The organism is Sphingobacteriaceae bacterium GW460-11-11-14-LB5 (genome assembly GCA_002151545.1).
Taxonomy (GTDB): domain Bacteria; phylum Bacteroidota; class Bacteroidia; order Sphingobacteriales; family Sphingobacteriaceae; genus Pedobacter.
In genome coordinates, this window is record CP021237.1 from 4681180 (window position 1) to 4699236 (window position 18057).

Consider the following 18057-nt stretch of genomic DNA (forward strand, 5'->3'; position numbering starts at 1 on the left):
TAAAACCACCCTGCCCTACTGGTACCTCTCGATTTACATCGGAGGAATAAAGAAAACATTATGCCCCAACCCCTCAAAATTCTTCAGGCCTCTGCAGGTTCCGGTAAAACGTTCAGTCTTACGGCACATTACCTCACGCTGCTTTTTAGTGGAGACAATAAGTACCGCGAAATTTTAGCGGTAACCTTTACAAACAAGGCCACCGAAGAAATGAAAACGAGGATTCTCGAGGTACTGCTCGGACTGGCGAAAGGCAATCCATCTAAAAAAATCGACGATTATCGGAAACTGATTTTACAGGCTTACCCTACAGTAAGTCAACAGGAATTACAGTTTAAAGCCGATAAGATTTACCGCAAAATTTTGCACGATTACAGCCGCTTTTCGGTAAGTACAATTGATGGTTTTGTGCAAAAAGTAATTCGTGGTTTTGCTTTCGAGCTGGGACTCAATGCCGATTATAATTTAGAAATGAATTATGATAAGGTGAAAGATGACCTCGTGAATAAACTCGACGAAGCTTTAGACCACAACAAACAACTTTTACAATGGATCATCGATCTGGCTATCGAGCGCATCAGCGACAACAAAAGCTGGAACTATAAATTCGAACTTTATAACCTGATCGGAGAAATATTTTCTGAGCGCTTCCAGATTTTCGAAGATGCGGTAAGTACACTCGGATTGGAAAACATCGATGAATTATTCAAAAAATATATCAGTGTTACTAAAGCCGAAATCAAAAATTTTGAAGAGGAACTGATTGCACTAGCTACCGAAGCCAACGAAGCCCTGAATGTAATCGGCGTAGAAACCGAACACCTCAAAGGGAAATCGCGTAGTCCGCTGGCTAAGATTATTTTTGTTGCCAGAGGCGATTTTTCTAAAATAGAACCGCTGTTTAATTTAATTGATGAACCTGAGGAGTGGTTTCAAAAAAACACAAATTTCCCTGAAGCTTACGACACCGTAAATCCGATTCTCCAGAAATTAAAAGCACATTATTTAGCCCATTTACCCAATTACAGCCTGGCCATCGCTTTTAATAAAAACCTTTACTATTTAAGGTTGATGCAGGAAATTGCCGTGTTATTGAAAGAATATCGGGCTGAAAATGACAACCTCCTCATCAGCGATGCACAGAAACTGATTTCAGGGATTACCGAAGATGCAGGCGACAACCCTTCCTTCATCTGGGAAAAAGTGGGCAATCGTTACCGCAACTTTTTGTTCGACGAATTTCAGGACACCTCTACCAGCCAATGGGGAAGTTTTAAATCACTATTAACCAATGCGATGGCTACGCCGAGTCAGGATTTAATCGATCACCTGATTGTTGGCGATACCAAACAATCTATTTACCGCTGGCGTAATGGCGATTGGAACATCCTGCATAAACATGCCAAATTAGACGTCGGCGCAGAAAATGTATTGGAAGAAAGTCTAGAAGAGAACTACAGAAGTGCCGAGAATATTATCACTTTCAACAATTTCCTTTATAAAGCTATTCCACTAACCCTGCAGAATGAGCTGAATGAAAATCTGGCTACGAAACCTGATAGCATCTCTAAATGGTGGCATGAGCAACATTATCAGCAGATTATAACCGATATTTATGGCGGTTCGACCCAAAATTTTGCCACCAATACTTTAAAGGGCGGCACCATCAAAATTAAGAAGTTTGGGAAAGATCATGCACCTAACGAAGCGCGTTTTACTGAAACCGTTTTCAGGGATATTGCCCTCGACGATATTGTTGAAGAAATAAACCACCTCAAAAACGAACAGCAGTATGCCCTAAAAGACATTGCCATTCTGGTTCGTTCGAATAGTGAAGCCTTACTAACCGTTAAAAAATTAATGGGGCATAACTTACCGGTTTTATCGGGCGATGCTTTGTTGATTTCGAACAACTCGGCCATACAGCTCATCATTAATACCTTAAAAGTGCTGATTGGTTTAGAAACACAAACGGCATTATATAAAGCCAATTGTATTGCACTGTACCATTCGCTGCACGATAAAGAGATCAATGCCAATCATTATCTGAATCTTAACAATAAGCCTTTAAATACCCTAACAGCAGTTTTACCCGTAGCCTTGTGCGAGAACTGGCAAAGCTGGTTACAGCTCCCGCTGCCCGAGCTCGTAGAAATTTTAATTGAAAGTTATGGTTTAAAAAATCTGACCGCCAATTTACCCTATCTGCTGGCTTTTAGAGATTTAACCGCGTCAGCAGGCAAGCTTGGCGAAAAAGGCATTATTTCCTTTTTAACCTGGTGGGAAGAAGACGGCATCAAAAAATCACTACCCTCGCCCGAAGGTGCTGATGCGATACAGATCATCACCATACATAAATCTAAAGGACTGGCCTTTAGGGCGGTTTTTGTGCCATTTTGCAATTGGGAGATTAAAGGAAAACCGAATGGCACTTTTTGGGTATCTTCAGAAGAAACCGTCTATAAAGAACTCAAGGGCATTCCATTGAAATACAACGAGGCATTGGCCGATTCGGCAATTGCAAAAGCATATTACGAGGAATTACTTTATAACAATATGGATGCCCTGAATATGCTTTATGTGGCTACCACACGCTCAAAGGATTATTTGTACATCGCCACGATGGCCAAAAAGGAATTGAAATTATCCAACATGGGCGATGTGATCAACTTTACTTTTGATGAGCAGTTTGATGAAAATGGGGTATATGAAATTGTAGATGATGTAATTGTTGAAAGTAAAGTTGAGGAATTCAATTTTATCAACTTAAAAAGTTACCCTACTACAACCCGCTTATCAGAGCTTTATATTCCCTCAGAAGACAAACACTTAAAACATTTGGTCAATATTGAAAAATCAGGCAGAAAAGGCTCGCTATTGCACGATATTTTGGCCAGTGCCAGTACCGAAAAGGAGGTAAATGATTATAGCACCAATCTGGTTCTACAGGGCATTATCAAAGAAGAAGAAAAGCAGAAATTAATCGATTCGGCATTGGAAGTATTAAACAATCCCGAACTTCAAATCATTTTAGGTAAAGCAAGTGAAAGCATCGTAGAAAAAAATATTATTGATGCCCACGGAAAACTCCACCGTCCAGACAGGGTGCTGATTAATGCTGATGAAGTAATTATTCTGGACTATAAATTTACTTTGGAAGAAAGCGACAAACATATCGAACAGGTGAACAATTACAGGGTATTACTTTCCGAAATGGGTTATCAAAATATCAAAACCTATCTTTTCTACGCAGTTAAGGGTAAATTGAAATTAGTATAATATGCAGATGAAACCATTTTTACAGGAAGTTGCCGAAGATTTAGTGACCAGATTTGGAAACCAGCTGGAAAACTGTGCTATTGTTTTTAACAATAAACGGCCATCGGCTTATTTGCAGAAACACTTTGCTGATATCATCGGCAAACCCTTTTTCAGTCCATCATTTTTTACCATTCAGGAATTTTTTGCCAACTCTACCAGTTATAAAATAGCCGATTTTTACCTCCAGTTTTTCACTTTACACGGGATTTACAACCAACTGCTTGCCGAAGAACAATTAGAAAGCATCTCGAGCCATAAGTTTTTTCCACTGGCCAAAATTATCTTAAGTGATTTTAATCAGATTGATGCCGATCTGGTTGATGCAGGAAAATTATACCGTGATCTGGAAGATATATCAGTCATTAATAAAGATTTCGATTATTTAAGCCCAGAGCAATATGAGTTCCTTTCACAATTTTGGACCTCCTATTCCGAAGGAAAACATAAAAAACAGCAGGAATTATTCATCAAGATGTGGCGCAGGATGCCCAAACTTTATCATAAATTCCATGCAACGCTTAAAGAACAGGGATATTTAACCAATGGCTCTGTTTACCGCCACCTGGCCGACGACATTACCAATCACCAGGAATTTATTTCGAATTTTGATCAGGGTAAGATCATTTTTGTTGGTTTTAATGCCTTAAGCAGTGCCGAGGCTAAAATATTCACCCAGCTTCAAGATGCCGATAAAGCTTTGTTTTATTTTGATGCGGATACTTATTATTTAGACGATGTATCGCAGGAAGCAGGTTTGTTCTTACGGAAAAACATCAACCAGCTTGGCCTAAAAAATGTATTTGCAGAGCAGGAAAGTTTAATGAAAACAGCTGCGCACCAGGTGAATGTTTTCAAAGTGCAGGGGCAATCGGCACAGGCCAAAATCTTAAACAATATTTTAGAAGAAGATTATACAAATGCCGAAACAGTTGGAAAAACGGTGGTGGTTTTGGCAGATGAAAGTTTGTTGATTCCAACTTTACAGACTATTCCAACAACATTTAACGGAACAGAAATCGACCTGAATGTTACTATGGGTTTTGCCCTGTCAACCTCCAGTATTTTTGGCTTGGTTGATTTATGGTTGGGCAGTCAGTTGGAAATTTTACAACGCGATAAGGTAACCTACAAAAATGTCGAGGCGTTTTTAACCCACCCCTTAACCGGTCTGACGCAGAAAATGCGCGATAAAATTTTAACCGCATTACTCGAAGAAAATGAAGTGGAGATCGACCATAAACGCCTACTGCGTCAAAGTGGATTATTTGAAGCTTTCTATAAAAAAATCGACGATCCGCAACATGTGGTAACCAATTTATTGGATGTTCTGGATTATGTGTTAACGAGATTATCGAATGCGAAAACACTAAAAAAAATCGATGCCGAACTTTTCGTAAAAACCATTCAGGAATTAAACAGATTGCACGATACTTTTAGTAACCATATTGGCAAAGAAGAAATTCCTTTTGTGATTTATTTGGTTCAAAAATCATTGCAAGCCATTGCCGTTCCGCTTTCAGGTGATCCTTTAAACGGCATCCAGGTAATGGGACTGCTCGAAACCCGAAACTTAAACTTTGATAAGGTGGTGATTTTAGGCTTCAATGAAGGCATTATCCCTAAATCATCCATCGGTAACAGTTTTATTCCCGATTCTATCCGCCGTGTTTATGGCCTTCCGGTCCTTGAAAACCTCGATGCCATTTCATCCTATATGGTTTACCGCCTGATGCAAAGGGCAAAGAATATCAACTTTGTTTATAACAGTTTGACCGACGAATCTACTTCAGGCGAGGCCAGCAGGATTTTAAAGCAGCTGGAATACGAAAGCGGTTTCGATTTCACCTACAATGAGCTTAATCTCGAGGTAAAAACAGAAGCCTTTAAAGAAGTGCGTATCGAAAAAACAAATAACGCTTTTATTCAGGAAACCCTTCAAAAATACCTTGATAAAAAGAAAGTGCTTTCACCTTCTGCGCTTACACAATACATCTCCAATCCGATAGATTTTTTCTTCAATTACATTGCCGGGATTAAAGAACCTAAGGAAGTAAGTGCTGTAGTTGAAGCCAATGAAATTGGCTCGATTCTGCACAAAGTGATGGAGTATTTTTATCAGGATCTGAAGTCTGCTGAAATTACTGCAGACCGCATTAAAGAAAAACGGGAAAAAGTCCCATCGTTGATACAGAAAGCTTTTAATGCCGTAATGTTCAACAATCCCGATAAGGTGATGGAGTATAAAGGCATGCAAAAGGTGATTTTATCCATTGTTGATGCTTATGTGAATATCATTTTAAACCAGGATGCGGCACAAACGCCATTTACCATCATTAGCCTGGAGCAAAAAGTAGAGGCCGAAATCAGCTTTCCGTTAAATGGAAAAGAAGCCAGTGTTAAAATTTTTGGTTATATCGATCGTGTTGATGTAAAAGATGGGGTGACCAAAATAATCGACTATAAAACCGGAAGCGATAAGCTGACTTTTAAAGATATCCCGGAATTATTCAATTCTGATGGAAAACACATCAACAAAGCTTTAATCCAGACTTTATTATACACCTATGCATATGAACAATTCTCGGGCAGAACTTTTGTAGAGCCCAATTTATATGTAGTGAAAACCATGAGCGTAGATGGCGTTTGGTTTAAGTCTGGCAGGCAAAATCTATCAGGAGCTTATCTGGAAGAAATAAAGCCGGAATTTCTTGCTGAGTTAAGAAAAAAGTTAACCGAACTTTTTGAAGCACCTTATTTTGTAGCCAGCGCTGTTGAGGATAATTACAAATATTCTATTTATAAAACTTTGTTTGGAAAATAATATTCATTGCAGTTGGCTGAAGCCAATTGCAATGAATAGCGTAAATTTTAGTTATCGGCAAATTTGTATTTCCTCGCAGTCTGTTTTAACAGACTGCAAAAATTCCTTATATTTAGATTAATCAAATCATCAATTATGTCGTATGTAAGAATTTGGGTTCACCTTGTGTTCTCAACTAAAAACCGACATCCCTATTTAACAAAAAACATCCGCTATAAAGTTCAAAAACACATTATGGATAATTGTAGAGAAAAATCTATTTTCCTACAGGCAATTAATGGATACACCGAACACATGCACTGCCTGATATCTCTGGGAAGAGAGCAAACAATTGCAAAAATAGCGCAGCTCATAAAAGGAGAATCCTCATTTTGGATCAACAAAAATATGCTAACAGACATACCTTTTATGTGGCAGGATGATTATTTTGCTGTATCCGTTAGCGAATCTGGTTTGCAAGCAGTGACCAATTATATTAAAAATCAAGAAATTCATCATGCCAAAAAATCTTTTGAATCTGAAGTCAAAGAATTTGCAGAGAAGTATGGATTTACCTTAGAAAAAGAAGATCTTTAAAAATGCTTACCTTAAATTTCACAAAATTCCCGGTTCTCGAAACCGAGCGTTTAATTCTACGCGAACACGATCTTGCTGATGCCGAAACCCTTTTTGCCATGCGTACCAACGAAAATGTAATGAAATACATTGATAGGGAAAGGCCCAAAGATATTTTTGAGATCAAAGATTTTATTTCCCGTTTCAGAAATGGCTACGAAAATGGCGATAACCTGGCCTGGGTAATTGCCTTAAAAGAAAATCCTAAACAAATGATAGGGTCCGTAGGTTATTGGCGCACCGATTTTGCAAACCATAGGGCCGAAATTGGTTACATGCTTCATCCCGATTACTGGCGAAAAGGAATTATTTCAGAAGCACTGAAAAAATCAATTGCATTTGGATTTGAAGATGTTAACCTACACACCATCAGTGCTAATATTAACGTAGGAAATGATGCTTCCAGGCAAATGCTGATCAAACATGGTTTTGTAAAAGAAGCACATTTTAAGCAAGATTATTATTTCAGGGGCCAGTTTCTCGATAGTGAGATTTATGGATTATTAAACCCAAATCATTAAATCCAGCTAAACATTTTTTATATTTGAGTATGTACCGTTTAGATAGAACAGCATTTAATGCACAAACTGCAAAAGAAGCCAGTAAAGCCGATCGGATTTATTATAAAAACCTATCGTGGCAAGAGCGTTTAAGAATTGCAAACTATTTAAATAGTGTAGCTTTTAACTATCCAGAAAATGACCCTCCCAAAATGGATAAATCTGTATTTTCTGTTCGAAGTAGAAGATAATGGGAAATATTTTCAATGATGATTTCCGGGAATTTATTCAGGCGCTAAATAATCATGATGTAAAATATATTCTAGTTGGTGGATATTCGGTAATTCTTCATGGATATTCCAGAACGACTGGAGATATGGATATTTGGGTGGAGAGAACTGCGGAAAATTATAGAAAGATATTCAATGCTTTTTTTCAATTCGGCATGCCAGTTTTCGATATGACAAAAGAAAATTTCCTTCATCATCCAGATTGGGAAGTCTTTAGTTTTGGAAGACCGCCAATATCAATCGATTTAATGATCCTGGTAAAAGGACTAAGTTTTGAAGAATGTTATCCGAATTCAGTTTTCTTTGAAGAAGATGGATTAAAAATAAGAACTATAAATTATCATGATCTCTTACTAGCTAAAAAGTCTTCTGCTAGAGCAAAAGACATTAATGATTTAGAAAACCTATAAGAATGAATAAAGCTACAGCACTCTTTCTCGTCGCACTAAACTGGAAGTTAAAAATAGGTGTTGATAGCCTATCAGATTTCTATTTTAGACAACTACGGTAATCATATCCATTTTGGAGAAGATATTTCGGAAAAAGCTTAAGCTTTAATACAATAAGCTTATCAAAAACACAATTACCCAATATTATTTCCCACTTCGACAGATAAACAAAAAATACAGCTTAAAAAACATCAAATAATTAGTCAGATTACCTATAATTATTACAAAACATAGGCATTATAGCCTTTGGTTTCAAAGCGATTAATAATTATATTTGCCACCGTTATTAAAATTTACAATGAGAGAAATCCAATTTAGAGAAGCACTACGCGAAGCCATGAGCGAAGAAATGCGTAAAGATGACCGCGTTTTTTTATTAGGTGAAGAAGTAGCAGAATATAACGGTGCGTACAAAGTAAGTCAGGGCATGCTTGACGAGTTTGGTGCGAAACGCATTATCGATACCCCGATTGCCGAATTAGGTTTCGCAGGTATTGCAACTGGTGCAGCAACAGCAGGCCTTATTCCAATTGTGGAATTCATGACCTTTAACTTCTCATTAGTAGCTATCGATCAGATTATCAACGGTGCTGCTAAAATTTTATCAATGAGCGGTGGTCAGTTCTCCTGCCCAATGGTTTTCCGTGGCCCAACAGGTAACGCAGGTCAGTTAGGTGCACAACACTCTCAAAACTTCGAAAACTGGTTTGCAAATACACCAGGATTAAAAGTGGTAGTACCAGCTACTCCTTACGATGCAAAAGGATTATTAAAACAATCAATTATAGATCAGGATCCGGTTATTTTCATGGAGTCTGAGGTAATGTACGGCGATAAAGGCGATGTTCCTGCTGAAGAGTACTATATCGAATTAGGAAAAGCAAACGTAACCAAACAAGGTACCGATGTAACTATTGTTACTTTCGGTAAAATGTTAACACGCGTTGTAAACCCGGCTGTAGAAGAATTAACGAAAGAAGGAATTAATGTTGAAGTGATCGATTTACGTACTGTACGTCCTATCGATTACGATACCATTATCGCTTCTGTTAAGAAAACCAACCGTTTGGTTGTGGTAGAAGAGGCCTGGCCTTTGGCATCTCTTTCTGGAGAAATTGCCTTCATGGTTCAAAAACATGCATTCGATTATTTAGATGCACCAGTTTTACGTATCACTTGTGCCGATGTACCACTTCCATACTCTCCAACTTTAATCGCAGCAAGCTTACCAAATGCTGAGCGCGTAGTTAAAGCGGTAAAAGAGGTAATGTACGTTAAAAAGTAATTACAAATTATTAGTCTAAGCTTAGGCAAAGACCAAAAGATATAAATCCCCCAAAGGAATTTGGGGGATTTTTTTATTCCTCCATTTCCGTGCCCTCCGTGTTTCCGTGGCAAATATTTGAAAATCAATGTCAGCAATTCTTCGGTTTCAGCAGCCCCGCTATCCATTGCAATCTTTTTGGCCGATTACCAGCTCCATTTATTGTTATTGCCGGCAGGAATGACGAAGCAATCTTCTGCAGCAATCAACATCAAAAAGTATTTTCATTCCTGTCGGGTTTAGTTAACCCAAGCCTATACAAGAAACCTAATTCAGTTTCCTGCTCAAACCAAAAACCTTCAGATAATTTTTATATTCGTGGCATAAAGAATCTATATTCATGCCTGATAATTACATAGCCGACCAAATATTCGAAAAAGCCGATTTTACCTTACGGGCACTCCCAAAAGCAGAATACGAAAACTGTAAATTCACTAACTGTGATTTTTCCAGCGCTGATTTAAGTGGTGTAAAATTTTTAGACTGCGAATTTATCTCTTGTAATTTAAGTCTGGCAAGCCTTACCAAAACCTCATTTATTGATGTAAACTTCCAGGATTGCAAAATGCTGGGCTTAAGGTTCGAAAACTGTAACGATTTTGGACTGGCATTTTCTTTTGGCAATTGTAAACTGGATCATTCTTCCTTCTACAAACTAAAACTAAAGAAAATGGATTTCAAAAATTCACAATTACATGAAGTCGACTTTTCAGAAAGCGATTTAGCTAATTCAACTTTCGACAACTGTGATTTATTAAACGCAACTTTCGACAGGACTATCCTCGAAAAGGCCGATTTTAGAACAGCTTATCATTACTCCATCGATCCGGACAATAACAGGATCAAAAAGGCAAGATTTTCAAAATCCGGGCTTGCCGGGCTATTGCACAAATACGATATCCAGATCAGTGAATAGGTTTTTAAGAAATTTTGTAAATTCAGCTTACAAAATTACAGACCATGGAACAGCCCAAACCAGAAAACATTGACCAGTATATTGCCAATTTCCCGGTAGAAACACAAAAGTTGCTACAGCAAATCCGCGAAACGATCCACCAGGCCGTACCAGAAGCCAAAGAAGTAATCAGTTATGGGATGCCCGCCTTCAAACGGAACACCGTATTGGTTTATTTTGCAGGTTATGCTAAACACATCGGCTTTTATCCAACCGGCTCAGGAATAGAGGCATTTAAAGAAGAGTTTGCACAGTATAAATGGAGCAAGGGAGCTGTACAGTTTCCTTTAGATAAACCTTTGCCGCTAGATCTGATTACCAGAATCACCAGGTTTAAAGCAGAAAGAGATTTGGAGAAAGTCAAAAAGAAGAAATCATAACGCTTCTGGTATTTTCATCCGGGTAGATGATGTGTGGATTATGGAAAGCAGCTCAAAAAAGCATCAGTCTAGTAAACCATTCTAAAAAACGTTAGCCTGATGAAAAAAATACTTTTACTCCTACTTCTCTTTATCTCTGCCAAATCATTTTGCCAAAAAGCAACAGTTGTAGAAATTGAAACACTTTCGAAACCAGTCAAGCTGATTCCTGTTGTTCCTAATCAGGAAATACTTAAAACGCTTAAGGCAGATCTTGAAAAAAATGTAGAAAATTTGCCCGATAGTTTAGTTTATTATGGAGAACATCCTTTTTTAACGGGCATTTTAAATTCTTATATCGATCATAGGCCATTTGTTATTTCCCCTGATATTTTTTGGTTGCTGATTAGTCAGGGTTTTGCCCGGCATATCACTCAAAATGCGGAAGAGCTCAGGCCACAGATGGTGGGCTTTGAAGGCAAGAAAACTTTAACCGTTGTTTCAGACAAAATTGTGCTTGGTAATCCCAAATCAGATTGGGCTTCAATTTTCCCACAGTTTAACGAGCAGATTAACGATTATACCGGTAAAAAATTGGTAGGTGTTTTAACCTCCGATTTTAGCACGACCACGCCCACCTCGAAAGTGGTGAGCCAGGTTACGATTATGGAAACCGTAAAATCTTATTTCGAATTTAAAGTGATTATCACTGGCTGTGGGATCCCGAAAATTACCATTGAAGGCACCACTCAGGATTGGAAGAAATTACTGGAGAAAACAAAATACCTGTCTCAGTATAAATTAGAATGGTGGACAAACGAACTTATCCCGATTATCGAAGAAATTATAGCGGCAAAAAAAGGAAAAGTAAATAAAGATTTCTGGATGAACATGGTAAAATACCATACCGAAAAGAAATATGGAACGGTAAATACAATCGACGGCTGGATTGTAAAGTTCTTTCCTTATACCAAAGAAGGAAACAAAACAGGTTTAAAACCAATTACCAGCGTAAACAATCTGGCTTCTGAAATTGTAAAAGTCCCTTTTATTCTGGAAGACGCAGTACGCCACACAAAGCACAATATGGAAATCTGGGCTGGATTTATCGGTTTATCCCAAAACAACAAAGATTTCACTATGAAACCGGAGATGAGCTGGGCAATAGTTAATAAAGACAGTGCACCATCCGAAACTTCTGTTTTCGGCAATAAAACCAGTGCCGACGATCTTTCAATGAGCAACATTAGCGAAATTCCAAAAGAACTCTATACATTAAAAAGCATAGGCACATTGAGGATCAAGTTCACAAAAGATATAGCAATTCCTGATGAACTAGGTAAAATTCAAATTAGAAGATTAGAACTCACCGGAAAGATTACAGCGGCTGAAAAGCAGAGACTTATAAAACTTTTCCCTAACAACTGGCTGATCATAAATGGAAAAATGATCGAACGCTGATGAATATAATTATTGCTTTTTTTCAAAAACTTACTCACAAATTTTCGTGGAAAACTTCGTGCTAAAAATCATTAAATCCCGCAAATCCTGATTAGCTTTGCTTCCTTTAATTTTTACCTTTAGGATATGTTAACCCACCATAAAATAATTGCAGCCGAATTAAAAGTTGCAGAAAAACAAGTAACCGCAACCATAAATCTGTTAGATGAAGGTGCTACAGTTCCCTTTATTTCACGTTATCGTAAAGAAGCAACCGGTAGCTTAGATGAGGTTGAGGTAGCAGCAATCCGCGATCGGGTTTTGCAGTTGCGCGATTTAGACAAGCGCCGGGAAGCGATTTTGAAATCGATGACCGAGCTTGGCAAGTTAACACCTGAACTAGAAAAAAAGATCAACGAAGCAGAAACCATTTCGCTTTTAGAAGATATTTACCTGCCGTTTAAGCCTAAGCGTAAAACACGTGCTTCGGTAGCAAAAGAAAAAGGGTTAGAACCTTTGGCCTTGCAGATATTTGAGCAGCATGCTTTTGATTTGGAGGCGTCAGCAGATAAATTTATCGATGCAGAGAAAGGTGTAAATTCACTTGACGAAGCTTTAGCAGGTGCAAGGGATATCATTGCTGAAATGATTTCTGAAAATGTAGAGGCACGGACCAAAATGCGCACCTATTTTCAGGAAAAAGCCTCTTTTAAATCAGAAGTGATTAAAGGAAAAGAAGAAGAAGGCATTAAATATAAAGATTACTTCGAATGGAACGAGCCGGTTAAAACAGCTGCATCGCACCGTGTTCTGGCCATGCGCCGCGGAGAAAAGGAGCTGATTTTAAGATTAGATGCACTTCCACCGGCAGAAGATGCCATTGCTATTTTAGAAAACCAGTTTATTTTAGGCAATAATGCAGCTTCAAAGCAGGTCCAGCAGGCTTTAGAAGATGGCTACAAACGTTTGTTGGAACCAGCAATGGAAACCGAACTTCGTGTTTTCACCAAACAAAAAGCGGATGAAGAAGCCATCCGCGTATTTGCCGAAAATGCACGTCAATTGTTATTGGCAGCTCCAATGGGACAAAAAAATGTATTGGCGATCGATCCCGGTTTCCGTACAGGCTGCAAAGTGGTTTGTTTAGATAAACAAGGTCAGTTGTTAGAAAATACGGCAATTTACCCGCATACCGGACAAGGAAATGTGAAAAATGCCGAATTTACTATCCAACAGCTTTGCGAGAAACATAATGTTGAAGCTATAGCCATTGGTAACGGTACTGCAGGAAGAGAAACCGAAGCTTTTGTTCGTGCGTTGAATTTACCGCACATCACCATTGTAATGGTTAACGAAAGTGGCGCTTCTATTTATTCAGCGTCAGAAGTAGCCAGAGAAGAATTCCCTACGCAGGATATTACCGTACGTGGAGCCGTTTCAATTGGTCGCCGTTTAATGGACCCATTGGCTGAACTGGTAAAAATTGATCCGAAATCTATCGGTGTTGGTCAATATCAGCACGATGTTGATCAGAATAAATTACAGGCAAGTTTGGATGATACCGTTATCAGTGCGGTAAACGCTGTTGGTGTAGAATTAAATACTGCCTCAAAGCAGATTTTAGCCTATGTTTCGGGTTTAGGACCAACATTAGCACAGAATATTGTTGATTATAGAAATACACACGGTGCTTTTAAAAACCGTGAAAGTCTGAAAAAAGTACCTCGTTTGGGCGATAAAGCTTACGAGCAGGCAGCAGGTTTCTTACGCATCCGCAATGCAGAAAATGTTTTGGATACCAGCGGTGTTCACCCTGAGCGTTATGCCGTAGTAGATAAAATGGCAAAAGATCTCGGTACTACGGTTTCAGCTTTAATGAAAGATACGCAATTGCAAAAGCAGATCAAACCACAACAATATGTAACAGATGAAATCGGCTTACCAACACTAACGGATATTTTAAAAGAACTGGCAAAACCTGGCCGCGATCCACGTGAACAGTTTGAAGCTTTTAGCTTTACCGATGGCGTAAACGAGATTTCAGATTTAAGAGTGGGCATGAAACTCCCTGGAATTGTAACCAACATTACCAACTTCGGTGCCTTTGTTGATATCGGCGTACACCAGGATGGTCTGGTTCACACCAGTCAGCTGGCCAACCGTTTTGTGGCTAACCCAAATGATGTGGTAAAAGTTCATCAAAAGGTAGAAGTTACCGTTATGGAAGTTGATGCTGCGCGTAAAAGAATTTCGCTTTCAATGAAAACTGAAGTTAGTCCGAAGTCTGAAGTCCGCAGTCGGGAGTCTAAAGAACACAAGCCTAAGCAAGAATACAAACCCAATAACAGCAAGCCTATTTTTAAACCACGTAATGAACCAAAAGATGCTGATGGCGATTTGCAAGAGAAATTGGCAAAACTGAAAGGCATGTTTAAATAATTACGGGCAATTCTCATACTGAGCCTGTCGAAGTATTTAGGGAGTCTTCGACAGGCTCAGACTGACATGTAATTACTGTTTCTCAAACTCCAATCTCTTCTTCGGTAAACTTTCAGGATAATTTGTTTGAATAAACGAAATCATAGCTTCCCTTACATGGCAACGTAAATCGAAAGCCCTTGAAGAATTAGAAGCGCTCATCAGAAATCGGACTTCGATGGCGCCATCTTTTGTACTATCGGTAACCTGTACTACATTTACACGTTTGTCCCAAAGTGGATTAGCATTCAATAACCTGGTTAATTCTTGTCGCAATGGCTCAATCGGGATGGTATAATCAAGATATAAAAAAACCGTTCCAAGCAGATCAGCAGAAACACGGGTCCAGTTTTGAAATGGTTTTTCAATAAAATAGGTAATCGGCAAGATCAACCGTCGTTGATCCCAGATATTAACCACCACATAGGTTAAAGTAATTTCTTCGACTTTTCCCCATTCGCCTTCTACAATTACAACATCATCAATTCTGATCGGCTGGGTAAAGGCAATCTGAAAGCCTGCCAATAAATTTCCAAGGGATTTCTGCGCTGCAAAACCGATGATAATCCCACCTATACCAACTCCCGTAAGTAAGCCAGCCCCGATTTTACGCATGCTTTCAAAACTCAATAAAATAATAGCAGCAGTAATTAAAATAATAAGCGAAACAATAAATTTTCGAACAAACTGCAACTGCGTTCTGATTTTACGTTCCTTTAGGTTATTTTCTTTGTTTAGGTCATATTTCAGGTAGAAATAATCTTCCAAAACGTTAATTGCCCTCACCAAAATAAGTGCAAAAGTAACCGTAAGTGCAATTTCCAATATCTTGGTTATTGGAAGACGATATGTTGGCGCCATCTCCATCAGCGTTAACGAGAAGTTAAGGAACAATAAGGGAATAAAAATAGCTACAGGTCTCCTCAAATGCTTCACTGTCGATTTTATAATGATAAAATCCCACCATCGCGAAAGCAGGATGAAAGTTTTGTGAATGATAAACTTGATTAAAATGCCAAGAGATACCGCTATTAATCCAATGATGAGATTCTTAAAAAACAAAGGAATTGGATAACCGAAAATCTGGTCGATATACTGCATAAACGAAATCTGTGGTTAATAAATACGGCGATCACCTAATGGATATTCTTATAACAGCCATATTTTTTGATTGTTTGCCAACAGGAAACCACTAGCCCCAAATAATTATTTACATTAGCATTTTGTAAATCTTCAAAAAGGAAAGGATGGATTTTTTCGATGCTCACACTATATTTTTTACTGTTCTTGGCTATAAAATGAGCTATCTGGAATTCTTCGCAGTAATTACGGGGATTATTTCAGTTTCTCTTTCGGCAAAAGCAAGCATCTGGAGCTGGCCTGCAGGTATTGTTAATGTATTCCTATCAGCCTTTTTATACTATCAAAGCCAGCTTTACCCCGATATGTTTCTGATGGTTTTCTTTTTTGTAACCAACATAATGGGCTGGTGGCGATGGGCGAATCCAAAACCTGAAGAAGAGGATAAAAACAAAGAACTTAAAATTAGTTTTATGCCGATAAAACAGTTTCTAATATTCTTGGTTATTGGCATTGTTGGTACATTACTGATGGGTACACTAGCCAGTCAGCTCCACAATTGGCTCCCAATGTTATTTAACTTGCCAAGTGCTTATCCTTTTGTCGATTCGTTTATTTTTGTAATGAGCGTGATCACCACTTTTCTAATGATCCAAAAAAGGATAGAATGCTGGATTATCTGGCTGATCATCGATGTAGTGGCTACTTACCTATACTTTTTAAAAGGCATCAAATTTATGGGAATAGAATATTTAATTTTTACCGTTATTGCTGCATTTGCGTTGTGGCATTGGATAAAAGAGTATAAAAGCTATTCTAAACCAGCATGAAAAGAGGTTTAGTGATTGGCAAATTTATGCCTATCCATAACGGGCATATTGCGTTGATTAATTTCGCTGCCTCAGAATGTGATGAGTTGATTGTTTCGATGAGTTATACACCTGCTGACAAGATTGATCCGGCTATGCGTTTCAAATGGATCAAGGAAATATTTAAGGATCAGCCGAACATCAAGCCCGCCATCATTGCGGATGATTTTGATGATGAAACCCTAGCCTTACAAGATCGGACAAATATCTGGGCGATTAGAATGAAAGAAGTATATCCAAAGATCGACATGCTTTTTAGCTCTGAATTTTATGGAGAACCTTTTGCTTTTAATTTAGATGCTGAACATATTTTGTTTGACGAACCAAGAAAATTTATCCCCGTTTCCGCAACTTTAATCAGAACTAAACCATTCCAATACTGGGAATTTATCCCAAAAGAAGTACGCCCGTTTTTTGTAAAGAAGATTTGTTTCTATGGGCCAGAAAGTACGGGTAAATCAACCATGGCCGAAAAAATGGCTTTGCACTATCAAACCACCTTTGTTCCTGAAGTTGCACGCGAATTAATCACATCGAACGATATTACCCTTGATGACATTATCAAAATTGGGACAGCACAAACCGAAAGGGTAAAAGAAAAAGCCAGCATGGCCAATAAGGTTGTCTTTTGTGATACCGACCTGATTACCACAAAAATTTATTCGCAATATTACCTGAACGAAGTTCCACAGATTCTGAATGATCTGGAAAACGAAATCCGCTACGATTTATATTTCCTATTGGATATTGATGTAAAATGGGTAGCCGATCACCTACGCGATTTTGGAGACCAGCGCTTAGAAATGTTTAACCTATTTAAAGGCGAGCTAGAAAAACGTGGGATAAACTATATTCAGATCAGTGGAAATTATGCAGAACGTGAAGAGAGGATTAAAAAAATTATAGATTCACTATTGGCGTAAATAAATCAATTTTTGTATCTTCAAGTCAAATCCAAAAATGATATGACAGCGAAACAAATGCTTCCTATCATCCCTGACAATATTGTAGTTAATAAAATTTACGAACTAAGAGGCCTTAAAGTAATGCTTGATAGCGATCTGGCCGAACTTTATGGTGTAGAAACTAAACGCCTTAATGAGCAAGTTGGTAGAAATTCAGATAGATTTCCAGAAGATTTCATGTTTCAACTAACTGATGAAGAATGGTTAAACTTGAAGTCGCAAATTGCGACCTCAAAAAATGGAAGAGGTGGAAGAACCTATTTACCTAATGTTTTTACCGAACATGGTGTGCTTATGCTATCGAGTGTTTTAAACAGTAAGCAGGCCATTCAGGTAAATATCCAAATTGTAAGGATTTTCTCCCGTATCCGTCAATTTATTCTTGATAATGGCGAACTCAAATTGGAAATCGCCGAAATCAAACGAAAAGTGGATAACCATGATAAAAACATCGAACTGGTTTTTAGTTATCTTGATCAACTAATCGATAAGAAAATTGGACCGAGAAAAAGGATTGGTTATATGCCTGATGATTTGTGACAAGATTGCGATTCAATATTTAAGCCTAACTACAAATAGTTCCACTAGCCG

The 18057-nt window shown here is 38.2% G+C and carries 15 protein-coding genes; 14 read left to right on the forward strand and 1 reads right to left on the reverse strand.

The window, feature by feature from the left end; genetic code table 11:
- Positions 1-60 precede the first annotated feature (60 nt).
- From CA265_18830 to CA265_18880, 11 genes are all read left to right on the forward strand, one after another.
- Positions 61-3279, forward strand: coding sequence for a DNA helicase UvrD (locus CA265_18830; protein ARS41599.1), 3219 nt, complete (start codon positions 61-63; stop codon positions 3277-3279).
- Positions 3280-3286: 7 nt separating this feature from the next.
- Positions 3287-6142 (forward strand): ATP-dependent nuclease subunit B, encoded by a 2856-nt coding sequence (locus tag CA265_18835; GenBank protein ARS43056.1) that lies wholly within the window; start codon positions 3287-3289, stop codon positions 6140-6142.
- A 135-nt stretch (positions 6143-6277) separates the two neighbouring features.
- Positions 6278-6718: a transposase gene (locus CA265_18840; protein ID ARS41600.1), complete on the forward strand. Its 441-nt coding sequence runs from the start codon at positions 6278-6280 to the stop codon at positions 6716-6718.
- 2 nt (positions 6719-6720) lie between these two features.
- Positions 6721-7278, forward strand: a complete 558-nt coding sequence (locus CA265_18845; GenBank protein ARS41601.1) for a GNAT family N-acetyltransferase — start codon at positions 6721-6723, stop codon at positions 7276-7278.
- 29 nt (positions 7279-7307) lie between these two features.
- On the forward strand, positions 7308-7508 hold the full coding sequence (locus CA265_18850) for a hypothetical protein (GenBank protein ID ARS41602.1): 201 nt from the start codon (positions 7308-7310) through the stop codon (positions 7506-7508).
- A complete protein-coding gene (locus CA265_18855) occupies positions 7508-7957 on the forward strand; it encodes a hypothetical protein (protein ARS41603.1) in 450 nt (149 codons plus the stop codon). The genes CA265_18850 and CA265_18855 overlap by 1 nt, the downstream gene beginning before the upstream one ends.
- A gap of 337 nt (positions 7958-8294) precedes the next feature.
- A complete protein-coding gene (locus tag CA265_18860) occupies positions 8295-9281 on the forward strand; it encodes an alpha-ketoacid dehydrogenase subunit beta (protein ARS41604.1) in 987 nt (328 codons plus the stop codon).
- Between the two features lie 379 nt (positions 9282-9660).
- Positions 9661-10236, forward strand: coding sequence for a hypothetical protein (locus CA265_18865; protein ARS41605.1), 576 nt, complete (start codon positions 9661-9663; stop codon positions 10234-10236).
- Positions 10237-10280: 44 nt separating this feature from the next.
- Positions 10281-10655, forward strand: coding sequence for a hypothetical protein (locus CA265_18870; protein ARS41606.1), 375 nt, complete (start codon positions 10281-10283; stop codon positions 10653-10655).
- A 99-nt stretch (positions 10656-10754) separates the two neighbouring features.
- Positions 10755-12095, forward strand: a complete 1341-nt coding sequence (locus tag CA265_18875; protein ARS41607.1) for a hypothetical protein — start codon at positions 10755-10757, stop codon at positions 12093-12095.
- Positions 12096-12221: 126 nt separating this feature from the next.
- Positions 12222-14513 carry an RNA-binding transcriptional accessory protein gene (locus tag CA265_18880; GenBank protein ARS41608.1) on the forward strand — a complete coding sequence of 764 codons (2292 nt, stop codon included), beginning with the start codon at positions 12222-12224 and terminating at the stop codon, positions 14511-14513.
- 72 nt (positions 14514-14585) lie between these two features.
- Here the strand turns inward: CA265_18880 and CA265_18885 are convergent, their stop codons facing one another.
- Positions 14586-15653 (reverse strand): mechanosensitive ion channel protein MscS, encoded by a 1068-nt coding sequence (locus tag CA265_18885; protein ARS41609.1) that lies wholly within the window; start codon positions 15651-15653, stop codon positions 14586-14588.
- Positions 15654-15799: 146 nt separating this feature from the next.
- Between CA265_18885 and CA265_18890 the strand changes: the two genes are divergently transcribed.
- The 3 genes from CA265_18890 to CA265_18900 are packed head-to-tail and all read left to right on the forward strand — an operon-like array spanning position 15800 to position 18006.
- A complete protein-coding gene (locus CA265_18890; GenBank protein ID ARS41610.1) occupies positions 15800-16462 on the forward strand; it encodes a nicotinamide mononucleotide transporter in 663 nt (220 codons plus the stop codon).
- Positions 16459-17424, forward strand: coding sequence for an ATPase (locus CA265_18895; GenBank protein ARS41611.1), 966 nt, complete (start codon positions 16459-16461; stop codon positions 17422-17424). The genes CA265_18890 and CA265_18895 overlap by 4 nt, the downstream gene beginning before the upstream one ends.
- A 42-nt stretch (positions 17425-17466) precedes the next feature.
- Positions 17467-18006: a DNA-binding protein gene (locus CA265_18900; protein ID ARS41612.1), complete on the forward strand. Its 540-nt coding sequence runs from the start codon at positions 17467-17469 to the stop codon at positions 18004-18006.
- Positions 18007-18057 lie beyond the last annotated feature (51 nt).